The sequence below is a fragment of the Arthrobacter sp. zg-Y238 genome (genome assembly GCF_024385525.1).
In the GTDB taxonomy this organism is placed as follows: Bacteria; Actinomycetota; Actinomycetes; order Actinomycetales; family Micrococcaceae; genus Arthrobacter_B; species Arthrobacter_B jinronghuae.
The window spans coordinates 171848-192029 of the sequence record NZ_JANFLU010000001.1; the positions used below are offsets into that span (position 1 = coordinate 171848).

At 64.2% G+C, this 20182-nt stretch carries 19 protein-coding genes and 1 tRNA gene; 13 read left to right on the forward strand and 7 right to left on the reverse strand.

Going from position 1 to position 20182, the window contains the following annotated elements; translation table 11 throughout:
* Positions 1-234 precede the first annotated feature (234 nt).
* Positions 235-732: a Dps family protein gene (locus tag NNX38_RS00920; RefSeq protein WP_255796300.1), complete on the forward strand. Its 498-nt coding sequence runs from the start codon at positions 235-237 to the stop codon at positions 730-732.
* A 109-nt stretch (positions 733-841) separates the two neighbouring features.
* On the opposite strand, the gene NNX38_RS00925 is transcribed toward NNX38_RS00920, so the two are convergent.
* Positions 842-1546, reverse strand: a complete 705-nt coding sequence (locus NNX38_RS00925; RefSeq protein WP_255796301.1) for a FadR/GntR family transcriptional regulator — start codon at positions 1544-1546, stop codon at positions 842-844.
* A 264-nt stretch (positions 1547-1810) separates the two neighbouring features.
* On the opposite strand from NNX38_RS00925, the gene NNX38_RS00930 reads away from it, so the two are divergent.
* The 3 genes from NNX38_RS00930 (at position 1811) to NNX38_RS00940 (ending at position 5005) form a co-directional block, all read left to right on the forward strand.
* Positions 1811-2329, forward strand: coding sequence for a gluconokinase (locus NNX38_RS00930; protein ID WP_255796302.1), 519 nt, complete (start codon positions 1811-1813; stop codon positions 2327-2329).
* A 119-nt stretch (positions 2330-2448) separates the two neighbouring features.
* Complete coding sequence (locus NNX38_RS00935) at positions 2449-3225, forward strand: metal-dependent hydrolase (RefSeq protein ID WP_255796303.1); 777 nt, start codon at positions 2449-2451, stop codon at positions 3223-3225.
* A gap of 49 nt (positions 3226-3274) precedes the next feature.
* On the forward strand, positions 3275-5005 hold the full coding sequence (locus NNX38_RS00940) for a sodium:proton antiporter (RefSeq protein ID WP_255796304.1): 1731 nt from the start codon (positions 3275-3277) through the stop codon (positions 5003-5005).
* Positions 5006-5043: 38 nt separating this feature from the next.
* Here NNX38_RS00940 and NNX38_RS00945 read toward each other — a convergent pair whose 3' ends face one another.
* Positions 5044-5421: a VOC family protein gene (locus NNX38_RS00945; protein WP_255796305.1), complete on the reverse strand. Its 378-nt coding sequence runs from the start codon at positions 5419-5421 to the stop codon at positions 5044-5046.
* Positions 5422-5490: 69 nt separating this feature from the next.
* Complete coding sequence (locus NNX38_RS00950; protein ID WP_255796306.1) at positions 5491-6234, reverse strand: LysR family transcriptional regulator substrate-binding protein; 744 nt, start codon at positions 6232-6234, stop codon at positions 5491-5493.
* A gap of 80 nt (positions 6235-6314) precedes the next feature.
* Here NNX38_RS00950 and NNX38_RS00955 point away from each other — a divergent pair, with 80 nt between their 5' ends.
* Entirely contained in the window at positions 6315-6677 is a 363-nt protein-coding gene (locus NNX38_RS00955; protein ID WP_229951524.1) for a DUF5997 family protein, read from the forward strand.
* A gap of 178 nt (positions 6678-6855) precedes the next feature.
* Here NNX38_RS00955 and NNX38_RS00960 read toward each other — a convergent pair.
* Positions 6856-6938, reverse strand: a tRNA-Leu gene (locus tag NNX38_RS00960).
* A gap of 451 nt (positions 6939-7389) precedes the next feature.
* On the opposite strand from NNX38_RS00960, the gene NNX38_RS00965 reads away from it, so the two are divergent.
* From NNX38_RS00965 to pknB, 7 genes are read left to right on the forward strand one after another with little or no spacing between them, the layout of a single operon-like run.
* On the forward strand, positions 7390-8121 hold the full coding sequence (locus tag NNX38_RS00965; RefSeq protein WP_255796307.1) for a DUF3662 and FHA domain-containing protein: 732 nt from the start codon (positions 7390-7392) through the stop codon (positions 8119-8121).
* A 59-nt stretch (positions 8122-8180) separates the two neighbouring features.
* Positions 8181-8606: an FHA domain-containing protein gene (locus tag NNX38_RS00970; protein ID WP_229951523.1), complete on the forward strand. Its 426-nt coding sequence runs from the start codon at positions 8181-8183 to the stop codon at positions 8604-8606.
* A 44-nt stretch (positions 8607-8650) separates the two neighbouring features.
* Positions 8651-10126, forward strand: a complete 1476-nt coding sequence (locus tag NNX38_RS00975; RefSeq protein WP_255796308.1) for a PP2C family serine/threonine-protein phosphatase — start codon at positions 8651-8653, stop codon at positions 10124-10126.
* Positions 10126-11544: an FtsW/RodA/SpoVE family cell cycle protein gene (locus tag NNX38_RS00980; RefSeq protein ID WP_255796309.1), complete on the forward strand. Its 1419-nt coding sequence runs from the start codon at positions 10126-10128 to the stop codon at positions 11542-11544. Before NNX38_RS00975 ends, NNX38_RS00980 begins: the two co-directional genes overlap by 1 nt.
* Positions 11541-12980 (forward strand): penicillin-binding protein 2, encoded by a 1440-nt coding sequence (locus NNX38_RS00985; RefSeq protein WP_255796310.1) that lies wholly within the window; start codon positions 11541-11543, stop codon positions 12978-12980. The genes NNX38_RS00980 and NNX38_RS00985 overlap by 4 nt, the downstream gene beginning before the upstream one ends.
* A complete protein-coding gene (locus NNX38_RS00990) occupies positions 12977-14818 on the forward strand; it encodes a protein kinase (RefSeq protein WP_255796311.1) in 1842 nt (613 codons plus the stop codon). The genes NNX38_RS00985 and NNX38_RS00990 overlap by 4 nt, the downstream gene beginning before the upstream one ends.
* Positions 14819-14824: 6 nt before the next feature.
* Entirely contained in the window at positions 14825-16705 is a 1881-nt protein-coding gene (gene pknB, locus NNX38_RS00995; protein ID WP_255796312.1) for a Stk1 family PASTA domain-containing Ser/Thr kinase, read from the forward strand.
* Here pknB and NNX38_RS01000 read toward each other — a convergent pair.
* Together NNX38_RS01000 and NNX38_RS01005 are read right to left on the reverse strand one after the other, a co-directional pair.
* The gene (locus tag NNX38_RS01000) at positions 16702-17376 is read right to left on the reverse strand and encodes an aminodeoxychorismate/anthranilate synthase component II (RefSeq protein ID WP_255796313.1); all 675 of its coding nucleotides are present in this window, start codon (positions 17374-17376) and stop codon (positions 16702-16704) included. The two genes, pknB and NNX38_RS01000, sit on opposite strands and share 4 nt — an antisense overlap.
* A gap of 176 nt (positions 17377-17552) precedes the next feature.
* A complete protein-coding gene (locus NNX38_RS01005) occupies positions 17553-18323 on the reverse strand; it encodes a class E sortase (RefSeq protein WP_255796742.1) in 771 nt (256 codons plus the stop codon).
* A gap of 228 nt (positions 18324-18551) precedes the next feature.
* Between NNX38_RS01005 and NNX38_RS01010 the strand changes: the two genes are divergently transcribed.
* Positions 18552-18803, forward strand: coding sequence for a cell division protein CrgA (locus NNX38_RS01010; protein WP_255796314.1), 252 nt, complete (start codon positions 18552-18554; stop codon positions 18801-18803).
* A gap of 459 nt (positions 18804-19262) precedes the next feature.
* Here NNX38_RS01010 and NNX38_RS01015 read toward each other — a convergent pair whose 3' ends face one another.
* On the reverse strand, positions 19263-19886 hold the full coding sequence (locus NNX38_RS01015) for a rhomboid family intramembrane serine protease (protein ID WP_308219809.1): 624 nt from the start codon (positions 19884-19886) through the stop codon (positions 19263-19265).
* Between the last annotated feature and the right edge of the window lie 296 nt (positions 19887-20182).

Below are 20182 nucleotides of genomic sequence, written 5' to 3' on the forward strand. Positions count from 1 at the left end.
GCCGTTTCCCACCGGCCCCGTTTTCCTCACCGTACACAGGACGACAACGCACTTCAACTGGAAGTAAGGTTGCTTATATTGGCTTTCCCGGGAACCCGTCCATTCTGTTCCGAGCCGCTTCCCGGGGTTAGGCTGGGGAACAATCCACCTGCCGAAGCCGCTTTGTCCGGACGGTATCCGGGCTCTTTCGGCAGGTGAGTCCAGTACTCATTTTTCGTCAACATTGGAGGAAACATGAAGGCATCTGAAGAGCTGACCACCAACCTGCAGGCCGTCCTGGTGGACATGATCGAACTGCATCTGCAGGGCAAGCAGGCCCACTGGAACGTTGTCGGTAAGAACTTCCGGGACCTGCACCTGCAGCTTGACGAGATCATTGACGACGCTCGCATCTTCGCGGACGAACTGGCCGAGCGCATGCGTGCCCTCCGCGCCGTCCCGGACGGCCGCAGCGTGGCGGTAGCCAACGGCACCAGCCTGCCGCCGTTCCCCGCCGGGCTGGTTGACACCCGCGACACCGTGACGCACGTGGTCGCCATGCTCGAGGCCGTCGTCAAGACCATGCGCGATGTGCATGACCAGGTGGACGAAGAGGATCCGACCACCGCGGACATCCTGCATGGCTTTATTGCCAAGCTCGAGCAGTACGCCTGGATGGTGGATGCCGAGAATATCTCCGCCACGGCAGAGGTAGTCACGCCCGAAGACAGCAATCTGGAACCGACCCGCTAAGACTCCAGGTTCCGGGCCGGCGCATCCCTTTACACGGGGTGCGCCGGCCTTTGCCGTCCCTAGAGGCTCTGCCTGCTCTGCGGCCCAGCAGCCGTGCCCCGGGGATCGGCTAACCCGCGATGGCCTGCCGCACTTCTTCCAGTAAATCCATCATGTGCGCCAGCGCGGCAGCACCGTCTCCGGCGGCGACGGCGTCGGCCACCAGCGCATGCCCCCGCAGGGCAGCCTCGCTCGGGTTCGGCGGCATCATGCCCTGCCGGGTGCGGCCGGCAAGAACCTCGGCAACCACATCCTGAAGCGATGCGAACATGTCGTTGCCACTGGAGCGCAGCAGCAGCGTATGGAATTCAATATCGGCCTGCAGGAACTCCTCCAGCTCCCCAGCCTCCCCGAGCCTTCGAAGCTCCGCGGCCAGCTCCACCATCCGGTCCCGCTCGGCGGCTGCAGCGTGTCTGGCGGCGGCCGCCGCGGCTACCGGCTCCACTCCCACCCGCAGTTCGGTCAGGGTACGGAACTGCTCCGCCCGGCCCGGCCCGGCAAGGCGCCACTTGATGATCCGCGGATCGAACACGTTCCACAGCTGGGGATCCTGCACCACAATGCCGACCCGGCGCTTGGAATACACCAGGTTCATGGACTCGAGGATCCGCATGCAGTCGCGGACAACGGTTCGGGAAACGCCGAACTCCTGCTGCAGCCCGTCAAGCGTGAGCCGGTCCCCCGGCGCAAGCACGCCCGAGGCAATGTCCTGGCCCAGGGTTTCGATGATCCGGGCGTTCAGGACCGCGGCCGGCGGGCCGGCGTGTTCGTTCATATCCACATCTTTCCAGCTACGTTCCCTGTATATTCCTTTAGGTGCATATATGAGTAGGGGGCCTGGATTCAGCAGGAATCCTGCTGATAGCGGCTATCCGCCCCTGCTTCAGCCTAGTCTCCGAAGTGTGCCTTTGATCAGCCGCTGACGGAGCATATGATTCCTCCGGCCGCGGCACCTTTAGTTGGTGATACCTTTGTGCTCAACAGTTCCGGTCAGCAAACCTGTCCGAACCCGCGACAACGGCGTCCCAAGGAGATTTCAATGGCCCCAGCTGCACAGCACCTCGTCATCATGGGTGTTGCCGGATCGGGCAAAACCACCATTGCCAACCTGCTTTCCAAGCGGCTCGGATGGATTGCGGCGGAGGCTGACGAGTTCCATCCGGCCGTTAATATCGCCAAGATGTCCGCCGGCGTCCCCCTCGACGACGACGACCGGTGGCCGTGGCTCTACGCCATCCGCGATTGGATGGGTGTCCAGGCGGAAAACGGCCGGTGCACCATCGTTACTTGTTCCGCATTGAAGCGCACGTACCGAAATGTCCTCGCGCAGGCGGCCGGAAACGTAACGTTCGTCCACCTGGACGGGAGCGCCGACGTTCTTGCGGAACGGATGAAAACGCGAAGCGGACATTTCATGCCGCCGTCTCTGCTTCCCTCGCAGCTGAGCACCTTGGAGCCGCTTGCCCCGGACGAAGCCGGTCTCCGGATTGAAATAACGGATTCTCCTGCGGAAATCGTGGATGCCATTCTGCGGCACCTGGGCTTCGCGGTCGCCTAGGCATCTCCGCCGGTCCGCCGGTCCAAGGTGAACGCAGGGTGCGGGAAACCGTGGAAAAATAGGTAGCCTCAATAAAATCTTTTGGCGCCTGCACCGCCCTCTGGAAGGACTTTTCAACCATGATGGGTGGCCACCATGCCGCTAGCGGCGCTGCAGCCTGGGTTGCCGTCGCCTCCACCGCTCCCCACGCATTCGGCTGGTATCCGGTGACTCCGCTCGGCGTCGTCACCGGAGCCCTGTTGACCGCCGGTGCCGCACTACTGCCCGATCTCGACCATCACAGCGGCACCATTGCCCATTCCCTTCCTCCGCTCACCAAAATCCTTGCCCGCTTTACGGAGGCCGTCAGCGGCGGCCACCGGCGCGGCACGCATTCCCTGCTCGGGCTGGCGGTCTTCGTGGCGCTGGCGACGGCACTGGGCAGGGTGACCACGGAGGTGCCGGTCTTCGGATCAGTGGCGCTGGGAGCGGGGATCCTCTCCGTCCTGCTGATGGGATTTGCCTTCAAGGCACTGAAGATCGCCGGCGGACCGGTTCGCAGCTGGTTCCTCGCCCTGGCCTTCTCGGGGTTCATTGCCGTTTATGCCCCGGAAAACAATGACTGGCTGCCGGTGGCGGTGGGTCTGGGAGTGGCCGTACATATTGTCGGCGACCTCCTCACCCACCAGGGCGTAATGATTTTGTGGCCGCTGCGGATCAAGCGCCCGCGTTCCCTGGTCCGCTTCCCTGTGGTCAGTAAGCTCTGGCGGAGCAGCGGCTGCTTCTCGCTGCCCCTGATCGGCGCGGCCGGATCATGGCGCGAATGGGCCCTGATGGTGCCCGTGACCATTTACGCGATTTACGGCGTCACCGTGGACGGCGTGACGGCGCTGACCGGCTGGTCCCCCTACACCTGACCCGAACATCCGCAAGCGAACCCATCCGGAGCGGGGCTAATGTTGAAATGTGGAATTGGGTCTTCTTGCCGTGGTAGGCGTCGCCGTCATTGTGACGGTTGCTGCCTTCTCCAGACGTCTTGGGATAGCAGCACCGCTCATCCTGGTGGTGGTCGGGCTGGCCCTCTCCTACACGCCGGGTGTGCCCGAGTTCTCCGTTCCGCATGAACTGATCCTGATGGGGGTGCTGCCCCCGCTGCTCTACGCCGCAGCGATCAACGTCCCAGTGGTCGACTTCCGGCGCAACATCGGTGCCATTTCGTCGCTGTCCGTGTTCCTGGTCCTGGTTTCCGCTTTCACCACCGGCTTGCTGCTTTATCTGCTGCTGCCGGACCTCAACTTTGCCGCCGCAGTGGCGCTCGGCGCCGTCGTGAGTCCGCCGGATGCCGTGGCCGCCACGTCCGTCGGCAAGCGGCTTGGCCTGCCGCCACGCCTGGTGACAGTGCTCGAAGGTGAAGGGCTGGTCAACGATGCCACCGCCCTCGTGCTGCTGCGCTCGGCCATCGCTGCATCTGCCGGCGGCCTGTCCAGCATCTGGGCAGGGGTGGGGGATTTCGGTTTGGCCGTCGTCGTTGCCGTTCTGGTCGGACTGCTGGTCGGCGCGGCCACCGTCTATGTCCGGTCAAGGCTGCATGATCCGGTCCTGGACACCGCCATTTCCTTTGTTGTTCCGTTCATTGCCTTCATTCCGGCGGAGGAAGCCGGAGCGTCCGGCGTGCTGGCCGTCGTCGTCGCAGGGCTTTACACCGGACACCGGAGCGGCTCCGCGTTCACGGCGCAGGCGCGGATCAATGACAGCATCAATTGGCGCACCATCCAGTTCCTGCTGGAAAACGGCGTGTTCCTGCTGATGGGCCTGGAACTCCGGCACCTCGTGGAAAATGTCGACACCAGTTTGCTGCCGGTCCTCGACGCCGTAATGATCGGCCTGGCAACCACCGCCCTGCTGATCCTTGTACGTTTCGCCTGGGTCACCCCCTTGATCTATCTGCTCAGGGCGAAGGTCCGGTATCAGGAACATCGGACCAAGCGATTCAGGCGGTGGCTGGACAAGATCAAGGACGGCGGGCTGACGGATGACCGCCAGCGCCGGCGGCACCGCCGCGGCGAGCTGCTCTACCGCCGGCGCCGGGCCGACGTCGAGCAGTTGAACCGCGAGGGCCTGGGCTGGCGCGGCGGCGTGGTGATTTCCTGGTCCGGAATGCGCGGTGTGGTGACCCTGGCCGCGGCCCAGTCCCTGCCCGATCAGACACCGTACCGCGAACAGCTGGTACTGATCGCCTTTACCGTAGCGATCACCACCCTGCTGCTGCAGGGCCTCACCCTGCCATGGCTGATCCGTATTCTGGGCGTCCAGGGCAGGGATGTCACAGCGGACCAGCGGGAACTTGCCAAGCTGATCGATGAGCTCAGCGGCGCCGGACTCAGCATTTTGGAGCAGCCCGCAGAGTGCCTGGGCGTGCGTCAGGAGGTGGACCCGGATGTGGTCGAAAGGGTCCGGCAGAGCACCTTCCTCCGCAGCGAACTGGCATGGGAGCGGGTACGCGCACTAGGGGAAAACGAGGATCCGACGCCGCAGCTCCAATACCGGGCACTGCGCCGCGCCGTCGTCGAGGCCGAACGGAACCAGTTGCTGCTGGCCCGCCGCGAGGGACGCTATGCTTCCCGGACCCTTTCCGAGGCACAGCGGTTGCTGGACCTGGAAGAATCCCGCCTGCGCCCCCGGCTCGGGGAACGCTAGCGGGCGCCGCCGGAGCAGCATCGCGGCTGGCCCTCGCCTCAGTCCTGGTGGAGCTGGAGGTAGTTGCCGCAGCCGTCGTCGAAAACGGCCTGGGCGCCCGTTGAATCCAGGGTGGGTTCACCGAGGAACTGGACGCCGAGCCCCGATAACCGCTCGTACTCCGCCTGCACATCCGGGACGCCAAGCACCAGCACCGGCAGCTGTTCCCGATACAGCCCCGACCGGTACGCTTCGGCAACCGGGTTGTCGCTGGGTTCGAGCAGCAGGCCCGGACCGCCCGGGTCCTCAGGCGAGCAGACGATGAACAGGTTGTATTCGGGCATGGCCATCAGGGGTTCCAGTCCCAGGGTGCCTGTGTAGAACTCGTAGGCACGTTCCGGGTCCACCACGTGGATACCGCTCATTTTGATTCGCATCCGCGAAACGGTACCCCCGGCTCAGGCGGGTGTCAGCAGTGGCGGAACAGCTGTTGATTCAACGGTGTTTCAACGGCTGCGGCGCGGCTTGCCGTTCTTGCCGGCGCCTTTGCCCTTGCCTGCGGGACGCCCGCCGGACTTTGCCGCAGGCTTGGCCGCGCTCCGGGTCTGGCGTTCCTTGGTCCGCTTCTTGGCTGAGGACTTCTGTTCAGCCTGGATGGAGGGCTGGCGGGAGCTGTTCGCGGTCCGTCCCCGCACCACCCCGATGAACTCTTCTATGTCCGGCTCGTCCCGGTCCTGCAGCCAGGCAATTCCGATCCGGGTTGCCGGCACGCCGCTCACGGGCCGCGCTTCAACGTCCTTCCGGGAGTGCAGACGGGCTACCGACATGGGGAGGATCACAACACCGCTGCCGGCGGCAGCCACCTCAAGGGCGACGGCGGCGCCTCCCATCGCGTCAATGTCCAGAATCGTCTCGCCGTCGAGATCCGCGAGGTCGACGGCGTCGAAGGCCGCCAGGGGGTGCTCCTTTGAGGCAGCGGCCACCGGCTGCTCTTCGTACAGCGGAACCACGTTCACCCCGTCCGGGCGCGCGAAACCTTCGGCAGGAATACGGATAAACACCAGATCCGCCCGGTTGGAGGCAAGTTCCTCCAACGCGGCAGGCTCCTCACACTGGAACGTCCGGAGTTCCTGGTCCTGCCGTTCCCGCCAGCGGGTAATCCATTTGCCCGGTGTCACGCCCGGTACGTAGGCCACGGTCAACGGCCGCGACGTCGCCCCCTGCAGGGGTGCTGATGTGTCTGTGGGCATCAGAACACCTTAGCCCACCGGAAGGTGGCGCGGCGGGCGGATACCCTTGGAATATGACCACCGAGAAATCTCCCCAATCCATGAAGCCTGCCACGGCAGCCAAGAAACTGGGCATCTATCTGCCCGCAGCGCCGCAGGATTTCCAGGACGGGCCTATTTCGCGGGCCCGGTTCGACGAACTGCAGTCCAATCCGCCTGAGTGGCTCACCGAGCTGCGCCGCACCGGCCCGCATCCGCGCCCCGTCGTGGCGCAGAAGCTCAACGTCTCCATCGGCGGTTTGACCCGCGCCGGCGTGACCGAGGCCCTGACCACCGAGGAAATCAAGGCACTGCTGGCCCAGCCGCCGGCCTGGCTGGTTGAGGAACGGGCGAGCTTTGCTGCCGTCCGTGCCGAAGCCCAGCGCGTAAAGGAAGCAGAAGCCAAGAAGGCGGAACGCGCCTAGGAGCCGTTCGGCTCACCGGATTCGCAATAAGGGAGGGGCCGCGCAGATGCTGCGCGGTCCCTCCCTTATTGCGTTGGCCCTTGTTCGGAGTCCCCTGCTCCGGGGGGATCGCCCGGGACGCAGGACGCAAAAAAGAATGACCCCGGCCATCTGGCCGGGGTCATTCTTTTTATCTATGTGCGCGAGGGGGGATTTGAACCCCCACGCCCTTTCGGACACTGGCACCTGAAGCCAGCGCGTCTGCCGTTCCGCCACTCGCGCATAAATGGTTTCCCGCGGCAACGCTGTGCGGACGACCTCACACGATCCAAGTGGATCCTGCCTGTGATCATTCGTTGCGTTTCCTCGGGAACAGCAGAATCAAGCATACCGGCATTTTGGCCAAACACCTAAACGGCTTCCGGGACAACCTAAAAACCGTGCTGTTGCAGGGAAACGCCGGCTGTTCTCCCGCCTGCACAGGGGAGGCCGGGAAGCCGGCAACGGATGTGGAACAGCGACCGGACCGGCGCGCGGGGCGCCGGGACGGCGGTAAGACATTTATCTGCAGTCACCAGTAGTATCGAAGTGGACGCATATACCTGTGCTCTGCCGGAACCAGTCGCGAACCAGTCCCGAACCAGTCCCGGCAGACAATTGAGCCCGCACCGCGGCGCCGGGCAGGTACTGCTGACGAGGTAATTCAACGGACAGGACACGGAAGGAGACGAACTTGGGCATACTCGACAATGTCGAACGCGGCATCGAAAAGATTGTTCGTGGTGCTTTCGCGTCCGGTTCGTCCGGCCGTGTTGAACCGCTGGAGCTTGCCATCGCACTCCGCAAGGAACTGGATCAGCATTCCATGGTCCTGGGCCAGGGCCGGACCCTGGCACCGAATGTCTTTACGGTGCGGCTAGCCACCTCGGATTTCACCCAGGCGCAGAAGTGGGGCGCGCCCCTGGCTGAAGAGCTCTGCGACGTAGTCATCAAGCATGCCCGCAGCCAGTCCTACACTCTTCAGGGGCCGGTGCGGGTTTCGTTTACCCGCGATTCCTCCCTTAAGGCAGGGGTGCTTGAAGTGGATTCGTCCACTGAAAAGTCACCCTCGGCCCAGACCCGGATGCCCTCCCCTCCTGCACCGCGGCAGGGACCATCGGCTCGGATGCAGCCCGTCTTGGACGTTGACGGACAGCGTTACACCCTTAATGCGCCCTCAGTGGTTCTGGGCCGCTCCTCAGAAGCCGACATCCTCGTGGACGACACCGGCGTTTCCCGCCGTCATCTGGAGATCCGCACCGAGAACGGAGCCAGCCGTGCCGTCGATCTGGGCTCCACCAACGGCAGCTTCGTCAACGGCCAGAAAGTTCAAGGTGAAGCAGTGCTTACCGACGGATCCACAATCACCATGGGGCGCACCCGAATCGTCTTTCGGCTGCTGCCCGTCCGGACCGGGGGACGTTAGTGCTCAGCGAATTAACTGAAACGCTCCTGCGCTACGGCTTCCTGATCCTGCTGTGGATCATGGTGGTCAGCGTAGTCGGTGCCATCCGACGCGACCTCGCCGTTGGCAGCCGCAACCGGACCGGGACCCCGACGGCCCGCCAGATCCGCAAGGACCCGAACCTTGAAAAGCGTGCGCCGGCCCCCAGCAAAGTGACGCCGAGGGAGCTCGTGGTGACGGAAGGTCCGCTGCGCGGGACCACACTGGACCTGGCCGCCAGCCCCATCCTGCTCGGACGGGCACAGGAAGCAACCCTCGTCCTGGAAGACGACTATGCCTCGGGCCGCCATGCCCGCCTCTTCCCCCAGGGCAGCCGCTGGTTCGTTGAGGACCTCGGTTCAACAAACGGAACCTATCTCGGTGGAAGCCAACTTACCCGGGCGTTGCCCGTCGAACCGGGTGTGCCGATCCGCATCGGTAAGACGGTCATCGAATTGAGGCCCTGACAGTGGCCCTGGTTCTCAGATATGCAGCACGGTCCGATGTTGGAATGGTTCGTTTCAAGAATGACGATTCCGCCTACGTCGGCCGCTACCTCGCCGTCGTTGCCGACGGCATGGGCGGCCACGCCGGCGGCAACGTCGCCTCCGCCTCCACCGTGCTCGATCTGGTCCATTTGGACAGCAGTGTCCACGAGGACGAACCCCTGACCGTCCTTGCCGACGAAATCCAAGCGGCGAATTCGCTGCTGTCCGAGTTGGTCACCACCAGCCCCCAGCTCTCCGGCATGGGAACCACAGTCACTGCACTGCTGCTGCACGAGCAGCGTCTGGCACTGGCCCATATCGGCGACTCCCGGGCCTACCGGCTCAAAGACGGCCGGTTCGAACAGATCAGCATCGACCACACCTTCGTGCAGCGGCTGATCGATGAAGGGCGCCTGCAGCCCGAAGAAGCCGAAGTGCACCCGCATAAAAACGTCCTCATGCGCGTGCTTGGCGATGTTGATGCCAGCCCCGAGCTGGACCTGGCCACTTTCGACGTCGAGCCCGGCGAACGCTGGTTGCTGTGTTCGGACGGGCTGACCGCCGTCCTGCGGGACTCCGACATCGAGGGTGTTCTCCGCAGCACCTCGGACCTGCAGGAGTGCGTAGACACCCTGGTTGAGCTCACACTGGCCGGCGGTTCTCCGGACAACGTGACAGTTGCTGTCATTGAAATCGATGAGGACCCCGACGCCGGCTCTGCCCCGGCCACCGCTCCGCTCTCCGAAGTTTCCTCCAGGGACAACGGGTACCGCCCCACTGCCGCTGTAGCTGCGGCCCCGCCCGTGACCGAGGATGAGCCGGGATCGCGCACGGAGAACACCGTTGCCCGGGACGACGCCGATGACGCCGAGAGTGAGCGCGAACGCGCCCACCTGATCCGCCAGGATCTGGCCTCCCGACCGCACGTACTGGTTGGCGCGGCGTCCCTTGCCACCGAGACCGGTGAAATTCCGATCGTCACGAAGCGTTCCGCCGAGCGGCGCGCTGCCCGCATGCTTACCCACAAGGCAGAATCCGAGCAGGATGCAGAGCAGCCCGCCGGGGATTCGCCCCGTTCCGGTTGGAAGCGCTGGCTGCTGCCCGCGTTCCTGACCGTGGTTGCGCTGCTGCTCGCCGTCGTCGTCTGGCTCGGCTACACCTGGACACAGACCCGCTACTACGTGGGCTCCTATGACAATCGGGTCGCCATCTACAACGGTGTTTCCCAGACTGTCGGCCCCATCCAGCTCTCACATGTCACCGACGTATCCGATATTCCGGTGGACAGCCTCTCCGAGTATCACCGCAACCGGGTGGAGGACACCCTTCCCGCCCGGGACCTTGAGCACGCCGAAGAGATAGTCACCGAGTTGCGGGACACTGCCAAGGCGGTCCTGTGCCCGCCGGTAGACACGGGTTCCCCGACCGATGCACCTACACCAGGTGCTACTGCCGCACCCGAAGCCAAACAGAACAGCGCCTGCGGAGGTGAGCAGTAATGTCGGACGTCCTCACCGTGCCTAAACCGCGCCGGAACACTGAAGCCCTCCTCCTCCTCGTCGCGCTTCTGGTCGGCGTTGGAGCCAACATGATCGTTGGCCTCGACGAAGACCGCGCCTTCGACTCCGACTTCTGGGTCCAGGGCGGAACCCTCATGGCACTGGTAATCATCTTCCACCTGGTGCTGCGCTTCCGGGCAAAATATGCCGATCCGGTAATACTTCCGATTGTCACTGCCCTTAACGGCATCGGGCTGGCCATGATCCACCGCCTGGATATCACCAACGGCGACGACGCAGCGGACCGCCAGCTGTTGTGGAGCACGGTAGCCGTGGCGGCAGGGATCGCGGTGCTGTTCATCATCAAGGACCACCGGATCCTGCGCCGCTACACCTACATCTCCTTGATAGTCAGCGCGATTCTCTTGCTCCTTCCGCTGATGCCCGCTCCTATCGGCCGCGAGATCAACGGAGCCCGGATCTGGATCAATGTCGGCATCGGCACCTTCCAGCCCGGTGAAATCGCCAAGATCACCCTGGCCATATTCTTTGCCGGGTATCTGTCCACCAACCGGGACCTCATCCTGCTCGCGGGGCGCAAGGTCGGGCCGCTGCAGTTCCCGCGTATGCGGGACATGGGCCCCATGCTCGTTGCCTGGCTTGTCAGCATCGGCGTGCTGGTCTTCCAGCGGGACCTTGGCTCGTCCATCCTCTTCTTCGGCCTGTTCATGGCCATGATCTACGTCGCCACCAGCCGCGTCAGCTGGGTAGTGATCGGTGTGGGCCTGCTCGCAGCGGGCGGATTCGTCGCCCTCCAATTGTTCAGCCACCTGCAGGCGCGCATCAACGGCTGGCTCAATGCCTTTGACCCGGAGGTCTACAACGGAGCCGGCGGCAGCTACCAGGTAGTGCAAGGGCTCTTCGGCCTGGCCAGCGGCGGGCTTGTCGGCACCGGTTTGGGACAGGGCCGCCCTGATCTGGTGACCTTCGCGAACAGCGATATGATTATTGCCGCCCTCGGTGAGGAACTGGGCCTGATCGGCATCTTCGCGATCGTGCTGATGTTCGTCCTGCTGGTATCCCGCGGATTCCGTGCCGCCCTGGGTACCAAGGACGGTTTCGGAAAGCTCCTGGCCTGCGGTTTGTCCTTCATCATTGCCCTGCAGTGCTTCGTGGTGATCGGAGGCGTTACGCGCCTGATCCCGCTGACCGGGCTGACCACCCCGTTCATGTCTGCCGGCGGCTCCTCCTTGCTGGCCAACTGGATCATTGTGGCGCTCCTGCTCATGATTTCCGATGCCGCCCGCAGGCCCGCGCCTACCGGTCCCCTGTCCACCGACATGGTTCCCGCCATGGCAGAATCCCGGTCCGGCGCTTCCGCCCGTACCCGGCGTTCCCCTAAGGAAGGAGACGAATGAACCAGGCCATCCGTAACAGCTGGGTAGTGGCCCTGGCAATGTTCGTGCTCATTCTCGGTTCGCTGACGTATGTGCAGTTCTTCGCCGCCGAGAAACTCAACACCAACCCGAATAACAACCGGGCCATCTACCGGGATTTCGGGGAGCCCCGCGGCTCCATCCTCGTGGATGGCAAGGCTGTCGCCGAGTCCGTTCCGTCCGACGACCAGTTCAATTACCAGCGGGTCTATAACAGCCCCGAGCTGTATTCGCACCTGACCGGATTCTTCAATCTGAACGGCACCACGCAGCTGGAAATGGCAATGAATGACGAGTTGTCCGGCAACAGCTCCCAGCAGTTCTACGACAAGCTGGTCCAGGTTTTCTCCGGCGCGCAGAGCCAGGGTGCCTCGGTGGAACTGACCATCGATCCGGAACTCCAGCAGTTGGCCTATGACCTCATTCCCGACGGCCAGCGCGGGTCAATCGTGATGATGGACCCCAAGACGGGCGATATCCTCGCCATGGTCTCCAAGCCTTCCTATGACACCAACCTCCTGGCCGCCCACGACACCGGGCTGCTCAGCACCAACATGGACGCCCTCACTTCCCAGCCGGGACTGTCTCCGTATACCAATCCGGCCACGCAGTCCCTGCTGGCTCCCGGCTCCGTCTTCAAGCTGGTGGATACTGCGGCAGCCCTGGAATCGGGGAAGTACGATGCCGACTCCGTGATCCCGAACCCGCCCTCGCTGCCGCTGCCCGGAACCAACATTTCCCTCCCGAACTTCGTCACCGGAGCCTGCTCGGCCCGCGCCGAGGCGGATTTTGCCTTTGCCCTGGCCCATTCCTGCAACACGGTCTTCGCCCAGGTGGCGCTGGACCTCGGCCAGGACAATATTGCGGCACAGGCCGAGAAGTTCGGTTTTGATACCTCACTGAAGATTCCCACGGACGTCGTCGCCAGCCACTTCCCCGAAAACGAGGACGAGGCCCAACTGGCCCTGGCCTCCATCGGCCAGGGCAGTGTGACCGCCACCCCGCTGGAAGTCGCCATGATCTCTGCCGCCATCGCCAATGACGGCGTGCAGATGACTCCGAACCTGATCCGCAGCGTCCGCGCTCCTGATCTGTCCGTAATAGACGAACCGAAGCCAACGGAACTGAACACATCCGTCAGCCCCGATACGGCACGCCAGCTCACCGAGTGGATGGTCGGCGTCGTAGACAACGGCAGCGCCACCGCCGCCCGGATTCCGGGCATACAGGTGGCCGGCAAGACCGGTACGGCCCAGGTCGAAGGCCGGGGAGACAATGCCTGGTTCACCGGGTTCGCTCCGGCAGACGATCCGCAGGTGGCCATTTCCGTTGTCATGGAAGACGTGGATCTGACCACCGGTGCCCAATTGACCACTCCAAGCGCGCAGAAACTCCTAGAGGCGGTGTTGAATAAGTGAGGCCTACATCGGGTATCACCTTAGGCGGCAGATTCCAGCTGACCGACCGTATTGCCATTGGCGGTATGGGCGAGGTCTGGAAGGCACGGGACCTGGTCCTGGGCCGCATTGTTGCCATCAAGATCCTCAAGGAGGAGTACACCGGGGACCCGGGCTTCCTTAACCGATTCCGGGCGGAGGCCCGGCACACCGCGCTGCTCAACCATCCCGGCATCGCCAATGTCTTTGACTACGGCGAAGAGGACGGTTCGGCGTACCTGGTCATGGAACTCGTTCCCGGCCAGCCGCTGTCCACCATCATTGAGCGCGACAAGGTGCTCTCTCCGGACCGGACACTGTCCATCATCGGCCAGGTCGCCACCGCGCTGGCCGTGGCCCACAACCAGGGCCTGGTACACCGGGACGTGAAGCCCGGCAACCTGCTCATCATGCCCGACGGCAAGGTCAAGATCACCGACTTCGGGATCGCCCGCCTGGCCGACCAGGTGCCGCTGACTGCCACCGGGCAGGTCATGGGCACTGCCCAGTATCTGGCTCCGGAACAGGCAACCGGACAGCAGGCGACGGGTTCCAGCGACATCTACGCGCTTGGTGTCATTGGCTACGAACTGCTTGCCGGCCGCCGTCCCTTCTCTGGCGAATCCCAAATCGCGATTGCCCTGGCACAGGTCAATGACACGCCTCCGCCGCTGCCGGAAACCATTCCGGAGCCGGTGCGTGCCCTGATCATGTCCATGCTGGCGAAGGACCCGGCGGACCGTCCGGCCGACGCCGAGTCGTTGGCCCTTGCTGTGAGCGCCATCCGTCGCGGAGACATCCACGCAGCGCAGGAAGCCGTCCCCGGCATGCTGCTCTTCGGATCCTCCGCCGGCGCGGTCACGGCCCCGGTGCCCACCACTGCCACCCGCGTGGTGGACACCGCACCGTCGACATCGGCCTTGCCCACGGTCGCCGGTGCCTCCGTGGCCGATGCCCGCACGGGTGAGCTTGCCGCGTCCCGTGAGTGGACCGACGAAGACGAAGTCGATTACGACGACGGCGACCCGGGGGACGTCGAAGAGGAAAAGCGCCGCAGCCCCTGGACGATTCCGCTGATCGCCTTGCTCGTGCTCATTCTGGCCGGCGTCGTGGCGTTCTTCGTACTCACCGGCTCCGAGGGAGACGAGGACCCGGCCCCCGCCGCGAGTTCGTCAGCCGCCAGCCCGTCCCGCAGCCCCTCACCCTCCAAGACCACGGCGACTGCCACGCCGTCCGAAACCCCCGACGACATCCGCATCGACTCGGCCACGTACGAGGGCCGGCCCGTTGACGAGGTCTACGGCGAACTCATCGCCCTGGGCCTTCAGGTGGAACGGCTTCCCGTTTCGGACGCGAACGTCCCGGAGGGTTCCGTCATTGAGGTCAACCCCTCGGGAACGCTGAGCCGCGGGGACGCCGTGACAATTCTTTACTCCTCGGGCCCGGAAATGGTTTCCGTCCCTGCCCTGGCAGGACAGCAGGAGGCTGCGGCCCGCCAGCGCATCGTCGATGCCGGCCTGGTGCCGGTCAACGGCGGCACCCAGCAGTCCGACGCCGCGCCGGGAACTGTCGTGGGGGTCAATCCCTCCGAAGGCACCTCCGTGGCACGGGGTTCTTCCGTCACCTACTACATTGCAGAAGCAGCCCCTTCAACCCCGGCTCCGGCCCCCGCCCCGACCGCCTCGACTTCTTCCGCTCCTGACGCTGGGAACGAGGGTGCCGAAACCGGTACCGGTACGGGTCTGAATCAGACCGGTACCGGTACGGGTCTGGATCAGACCGGCGGCGCCAGCATGACCGGCCCTACAGGCAGCAGCTAAGAGACCATGAGCGCAGAATTCCTTCGAGGGCAGCCCACCCTCAATACCGATAACGTCCTGAACGGGCGCTACGAGGTGGGTGAACTGATCGGACGCGGCGGAATGGCCGACGTCTACCTTGGCCGGGATATTCGACTGGGCCGGACCGTGGCCATCAAGGTGCTGCGTCCGGATTTGGCCCGTGATCCGCTGTTCCAGTCACGCTTCCGGCGCGAGGCACGGGCAGTGGCGGGGCTAAACCACCCCTCCGTCGTGTCCGTATATGACACCGGAGACCAGGAGTCCGCCTCGCCGCGGGACGACGTGCGGCTGCCCTACATCGTGATGGAATACGTTCCGGGGCGGACCCTGCGTGACCTGCTTAAGGCAGACGAGCTCACCATCGAGAAGTCGATTGACTATTCCCTCGGGGTCCTCGCTGCCCTTGATTACAGCCACCGCTCGGGAATCGTCCACCGGGACATCAAGCCGGCCAACGTTATGGTGACCGCCGACGGCGGAGTCAAGGTTATGGATTTCGGCATTGCCCGTGCCATGGCGGATTCAGCCGCAACCATGACGCAGACCCAGGCCGTAGTCGGTACCGCCCAGTATCTATCCCCCGAGCAGGCCCGCGGCGAAACCGTGGATGCCCGCAGTGACCTTTACTCCACCGCATGCCTGCTGTTCGAGCTGCTTACGGGCAGGCCTCCGTTCATCGGTGAAAGCCCCGTCTCCGTGGCCTATCAGCACGTCCGGGAACAGCCCGTCACGGCCAGCAGCCTGAACCCCGAAGTTCCAGCCGCCCTGGATGACGTCTTGAAACGCGGACTGGCCAAGGACCGCGACCACCGTTATCAGACTGCGCGGGAATTCCGGGAAGCCCTGCTTTCGGCGCGCGACGGCGGACCCGTCACCGCTGCAACACAGGCGATCTCCGTGCCAAGGCCGCCGGAACCAGCCACGGTTGCCATGGTGCCCGAGGACGAACCCCGCACCCGGGCCATGGCCAAAGTGCTTGCCGGCGGCTCGCTCCTTGCGGACGATGATCATCCCCGGACGGAAGACCGCCCCGCCCTCGACATCGGATCCACAGGCGACCGTGACCCCCAGCAAAAGGCCCGCCGGCGGGCCTGGATCACCGTCTTCAGTATTCTGGTGGTCCTGGTGCTCGCCGTCGGCGGATTTGTCGGATGGAACATGGTCAATGCCGAACCCCCCGCTCCTGCTACCGCAGCCGTACCCCAGGTCGAGGGCAAATCCCAGACCGATGCCATGAACGCCATTATCAGCGCCGGCTTCCAGCCACCCAGGATCAGCGAGGAATACAGCGACAGCGTGGCCGAGGACCTGGCCATCCGCACCACTCCGGCGGGCGGCGCAGAGGTAGTCAAGGACGAGAGCATCACGCTCTACATCTCCAAGGGACCTTCCAGCATGACCATCCCGCAGGATCTGGTGGGAATGACGGAATCGGGCGCCCGCGACGAACTTCGCGGGCTCGGCCTCAGGGGCGGGGCCACGATCGGGGGCAACAGCTCCACCATGGAGTCGGGACGCGTCCTCGGCACCGATCCCGCTATCGGCGAGACCGTGCCGGCAGACAGCGAAGTCGACATCGTGGTCTCCACCGGACGGGTAACCGTTCCGAACCTCGAGGGGATGCCTTGGGAGGAGGCCCAAACCAAACTGCTGGATCCGACACTCCTTCTGACTCCGAAACGGACGGAGGTCGAATCCGATGCAGCACCCGGCACGGTCATCGCGCAAAGTGTTCCCGCCGGTACGGACGTGGCCCCGCGCACTACCGTGGTCCTGTCGGTTGCCAAGGCCCCGGCTCCGGAACCGACGCCTGCTCCGACGCCCTCGCCGTCCAGTACGCCCGCCCTCGCTCCGGGACGGCGCTAGGCGCGGGCGGGAGTCTTCGGCCCGGCCTGCGCTGCGCTGGAGATGAGCGGGCTCAGCGTGGCCGCGTGGGCCGCCGCTCCTGCCAGTCCGACTGACTCCAGCCAGTTGCCCAGCATTTGGTAGCCGCCCTCGGTGAGGACGGACTCGGGGTGGAACTGCACGCCGGACAGCGGTGCTGCCGCGTGCCGCAGGCCCATGATGATTCCGCTGGCTGTTCGCGCCGTAACCCGCAGCTCGGCGGGAATGCTATCGGTGACAGCCGCCAGCGAGTGGTAGCGGGTAGCGGTAAGCGGGCTGGCCAGTCCCGCAAAAACATCCTCACCGCCGTGTTCCACGAGCGAGGTCTTCCCGTGCATCAGTTCAGGCGCGTGCGTCACCGTGCCGCCGTAGGCTTCCGCCAGCGCCTGATGGCCCAGGCAGATGCCCAGCATCGGCGTTGCGGTAGCGCCGCACCAGCGGATCAGGTCTACCGACACACCCGCCTCACCCGGTGTGCCCGGACCGGGGGAAACCAGCACCCCGTTGTGGCGGGCAGCCAGCTCCATCGCCGACTCGACACTCAGGTCATCATTGCGGATCACCGTGGTTTCCGCCCCGAGTTCCTGCAGGTAGCCCACCAGCGTATATACAAAGCTGTCATAGTTGTCGACCACCAGGATCCGGGTGCTCATGGTGCTAGGAACCGCCAATCGTTGAATCCGTCAATGAAGGAAGAAGACTGCTCTCGGCAAGCCAGGGGAAGACATACTCCATCAGGGCCAAGATGGCCGCGGCTATCAGCACCGCGGAGAGCAGGATCCGGAACCACAGCGGTCCGGGAAGGTGCCGAAACAACCATCCGTACATTTTAGCGACCTCCGGAGGCATTGGCGGCAACGACGTCTGCAATTGCCGGCGGGGGGCCCGCGGACAGAGGCTGCCACGAGTCCAGCAGGGCGTACGCAATAATGCGTTCCTCGGAGCCGAAGCGCGGGTTGCAGCTGGTGAGGGTCAGGAAGCGTTCGCTCGGGACAGCTGCCGGATCCGTGGGGACAGCGGCAATCACATCGACCCGGTCGGGCAGCACTATCTGGGTATTGCGGTAGACGTAGTCGTAGTAACCGTCCGCGGTCTGAACGTAGATGTGGTCTCCGGGCACGAGGGTGTGGATAGGATCCAAGGCCTTGCCGTGGGTCTGCCGGTGGCCGGCCACGGCGAAGTTGCCAACGCCTCCGGGCATCGCGGTAGCGGGATAGTGTCCCAGCCCCAGGCGATCCAGCACGGCCGTTCCGACGCCGCTGGTCACGGGCGCGGCATAATCCGCCCCGAACCGGGGAACATACACGACGGCGAATGTCTCGCCTTCCTTACTCAGAGGGTCCAGCACCACCGGATCTCCGTAGTCCTGGGACGAGGAAGCCGGTGGTGCTGCGGGGAGGTCGAAGTCCTCAAACAACCCGTCAATGGCCTCCTGCTGGGCCCGGTTGGAGTCAATGTTGGTCCACCAGAGCTGCCAGGCGACAAACAGTGCCAGAACAACTCCGAGCGTTATCAGGAGCTCTCCGGCTATCTGGACCAGCATCCGCCCCTTTCCTCCTGGACGGCGCGTGGAAGCACGACGCCGGCGTCGGTGCTGCATGGTGGTGACGGGTGGCTCGGCCAACGCTCTCCTTTTGGCGGGGACCGGTATTTCACGGCCTTAGGGAACCCGGGACAGCTTGGCCCCGGAATTCGCTAGGATAATCAGAATAGGGATGACCCTAACAGGTCTGCGCGTTGAAGGAGACTTCTCCGGCGGGACCGTGGTTGTCCCAGCCCATGACCACAACCACCGGCGTCTGCAGAGCCGGTTCCGCTAGGAGGATCCGTGCCTGAGTCCAAATCCCGCAAGAAGCCTTCCCGCCCCGCAGCCCCAACACAGACTGCGTCGGTGCCCAAGGAAAACCCCGTTTGGTACAAGCCTGTCATGTTCGGCCTGATGATCCTCGGCCTGCTGTGGATCATCACGTACTACATCACCCAGGGGGAGTACCCGGTACCGGCTTTCGGTGACAGCAACATCCTGGTGGGCTTCGGCCTCGCGATTGTGGGCTTCCTGATGACGACGCGCTGGCGCTGACGCTCCGGCCTCGTGCCCTAGGCTTCCCGGTGCCGTATTCGGCACCGGGAAGCCTTTTTGTTTGCCCGGACGACCGCTATCCCCGGTTTTCCACGTTGTTCACAGGTTGTGCACGGAGTTATCCACAGGTGTGGGAAACTCTGTGGGTTACTTCGTCAACTTCCTTGCAAACAAAGGGAAGGAGGTTATCCACACCTGTGGAATTACATGTGTGTAACTCCCCGCAGCCTATGGATAACCCTGTGGATCGGCCGTAGGACTCGGAAATTACATGCATGTAGGTTATTAACACTGTGGGTATCCCTGTGGATAACTTTTGGATGTCCGGAGCGCCCTTGCGCCTTCATCCCGGCACGCAGGGCCTGAGGGGCAGATCCATGGGAGACTTCCCCGACGTTAAAAGGCTGTGCCCGCCGTCAGTGACGGCGGGCACACAAAAAGACGGCAATATTGCGCGGGTTACCCGGGGATAATCTGCACCGGAGACTGCCAGAGCACAGCTGCCACCACAAGCACCAGCACTATCCCGGCCAGACCGGCGAACTGGATGGCCGTGCGCCGCTTTCCACGGGGCGTGTACGCCAGAACGGCGGCACAGGCTGCACCGGTGACCAGGCCGCCCACATGGGCCTGCCAGGCGATCCCGGGGACCACGAACCCAAGGACGAGGTTGACTGCCAGCAGGATCAGCAGCGAACGCAGCTCCCCCCGCCGCTGCCGGATCACCACGAACAGGGCACCGAAGAGTCCGAACACGGCACCGGAGGCGCCCACCACGGCAACCGCGGGATCCGCCAGGTACATCACGCCCACAGACCCGCCCAAGGCCGAGATCAGGTACAGCAGGGCGAACCGGACGCGGCCGAACAAGGGTTCCAGGCTGCGGCCCAGGAACCAGAGGGCGTAGAGGTTAAAGGCAATGTGGATGGGACTGCCCTGTGAATGCAGGAATGCTGCGGTCAGCAGGCGCCACGGCTGATAATCCGTCAGTACAGGTGCGTAGAAGAAAGTCCGCGTGAATTCCGGCTGCAGCAGCTGCAGCACGTAGGCCACGGCACACACCGCCATGATGGTGATGGTCACCACCGGTTTTCCATCCGGGGCAACTCGCCCTCCGAAGGGAGTCCGGTATGTCGGCTGCGTCTTGCGCTGCTCGTTGAAGCAGTCCACGCACTGGACGCCTACTGCAGCGTTCTGCTGGCACTCGGGGCAGGCAGGGCGCCCGCAGCGCTGGCAGCGGATGTAGCTGACCCGGTCCGGATGGCGGGGACACACGGGCACCTGAGAAGCCGGCACCTCGGCCGGCACACCATATGACATTGCTGGGACTCCCGGATTGACGAAAAGCCCCGGCCGGAGACTCCGGCCGGGGCACCTCC

Excerpts from the sequence above, each read along its gene's own strand:
- NNX38_RS00920 (WP_255796300.1), top strand. The coding sequence starts at position 235 with ATGAAGGCATCTGAAGAGCTGACCACCAACCTGCAGGCCGTCCTGGTG.
- NNX38_RS00925 (WP_255796301.1), bottom strand. The coding sequence starts at position 1,546 with ATGAACGAACACGCCGGCCCGCCGGCCGCGGTCCTGAACGCCCGGATC.
- NNX38_RS00950 (WP_255796306.1), bottom strand. The coding sequence starts at position 6,234 with ATGCCCACAGACACATCAGCACCCCTGCAGGGGGCGACGTCGCGGCCG.
- pknB (WP_255796312.1), top strand. The coding sequence starts at position 14,825 with ATGAGCGCAGAATTCCTTCGAGGGCAGCCCACCCTCAATACCGATAAC.
- NNX38_RS00935 (WP_255796303.1), top strand. The coding sequence starts at position 2,449 with ATGATGGGTGGCCACCATGCCGCTAGCGGCGCTGCAGCCTGGGTTGCC.
- NNX38_RS00980 (WP_255796309.1), top strand. The coding sequence starts at position 10,126 with ATGTCGGACGTCCTCACCGTGCCTAAACCGCGCCGGAACACTGAAGCC.
- NNX38_RS00975 (WP_255796308.1), top strand. The coding sequence starts at position 8,651 with ATGGTTCGTTTCAAGAATGACGATTCCGCCTACGTCGGCCGCTACCTC.
- NNX38_RS00985 (WP_255796310.1), top strand. The coding sequence starts at position 11,541 with ATGAACCAGGCCATCCGTAACAGCTGGGTAGTGGCCCTGGCAATGTTC.
- NNX38_RS00930 (WP_255796302.1), top strand. The coding sequence starts at position 1,811 with ATGGCCCCAGCTGCACAGCACCTCGTCATCATGGGTGTTGCCGGATCG.
- NNX38_RS01000 (WP_255796313.1), bottom strand. The coding sequence starts at position 17,376 with ATGAGCACCCGGATCCTGGTGGTCGACAACTATGACAGCTTTGTATAT.
- NNX38_RS00945 (WP_255796305.1), bottom strand. The coding sequence starts at position 5,421 with ATGCGAATCAAAATGAGCGGTATCCACGTGGTGGACCCGGAACGTGCC.
- NNX38_RS00970 (WP_229951523.1), top strand. The coding sequence starts at position 8,181 with ATGGTGGTCAGCGTAGTCGGTGCCATCCGACGCGACCTCGCCGTTGGC.
- NNX38_RS00955 (WP_229951524.1), top strand. The coding sequence starts at position 6,315 with ATGAAGCCTGCCACGGCAGCCAAGAAACTGGGCATCTATCTGCCCGCA.
- NNX38_RS01005 (WP_255796742.1), bottom strand. The coding sequence starts at position 18,323 with ATGCAGCACCGACGCCGGCGTCGTGCTTCCACGCGCCGTCCAGGAGGA.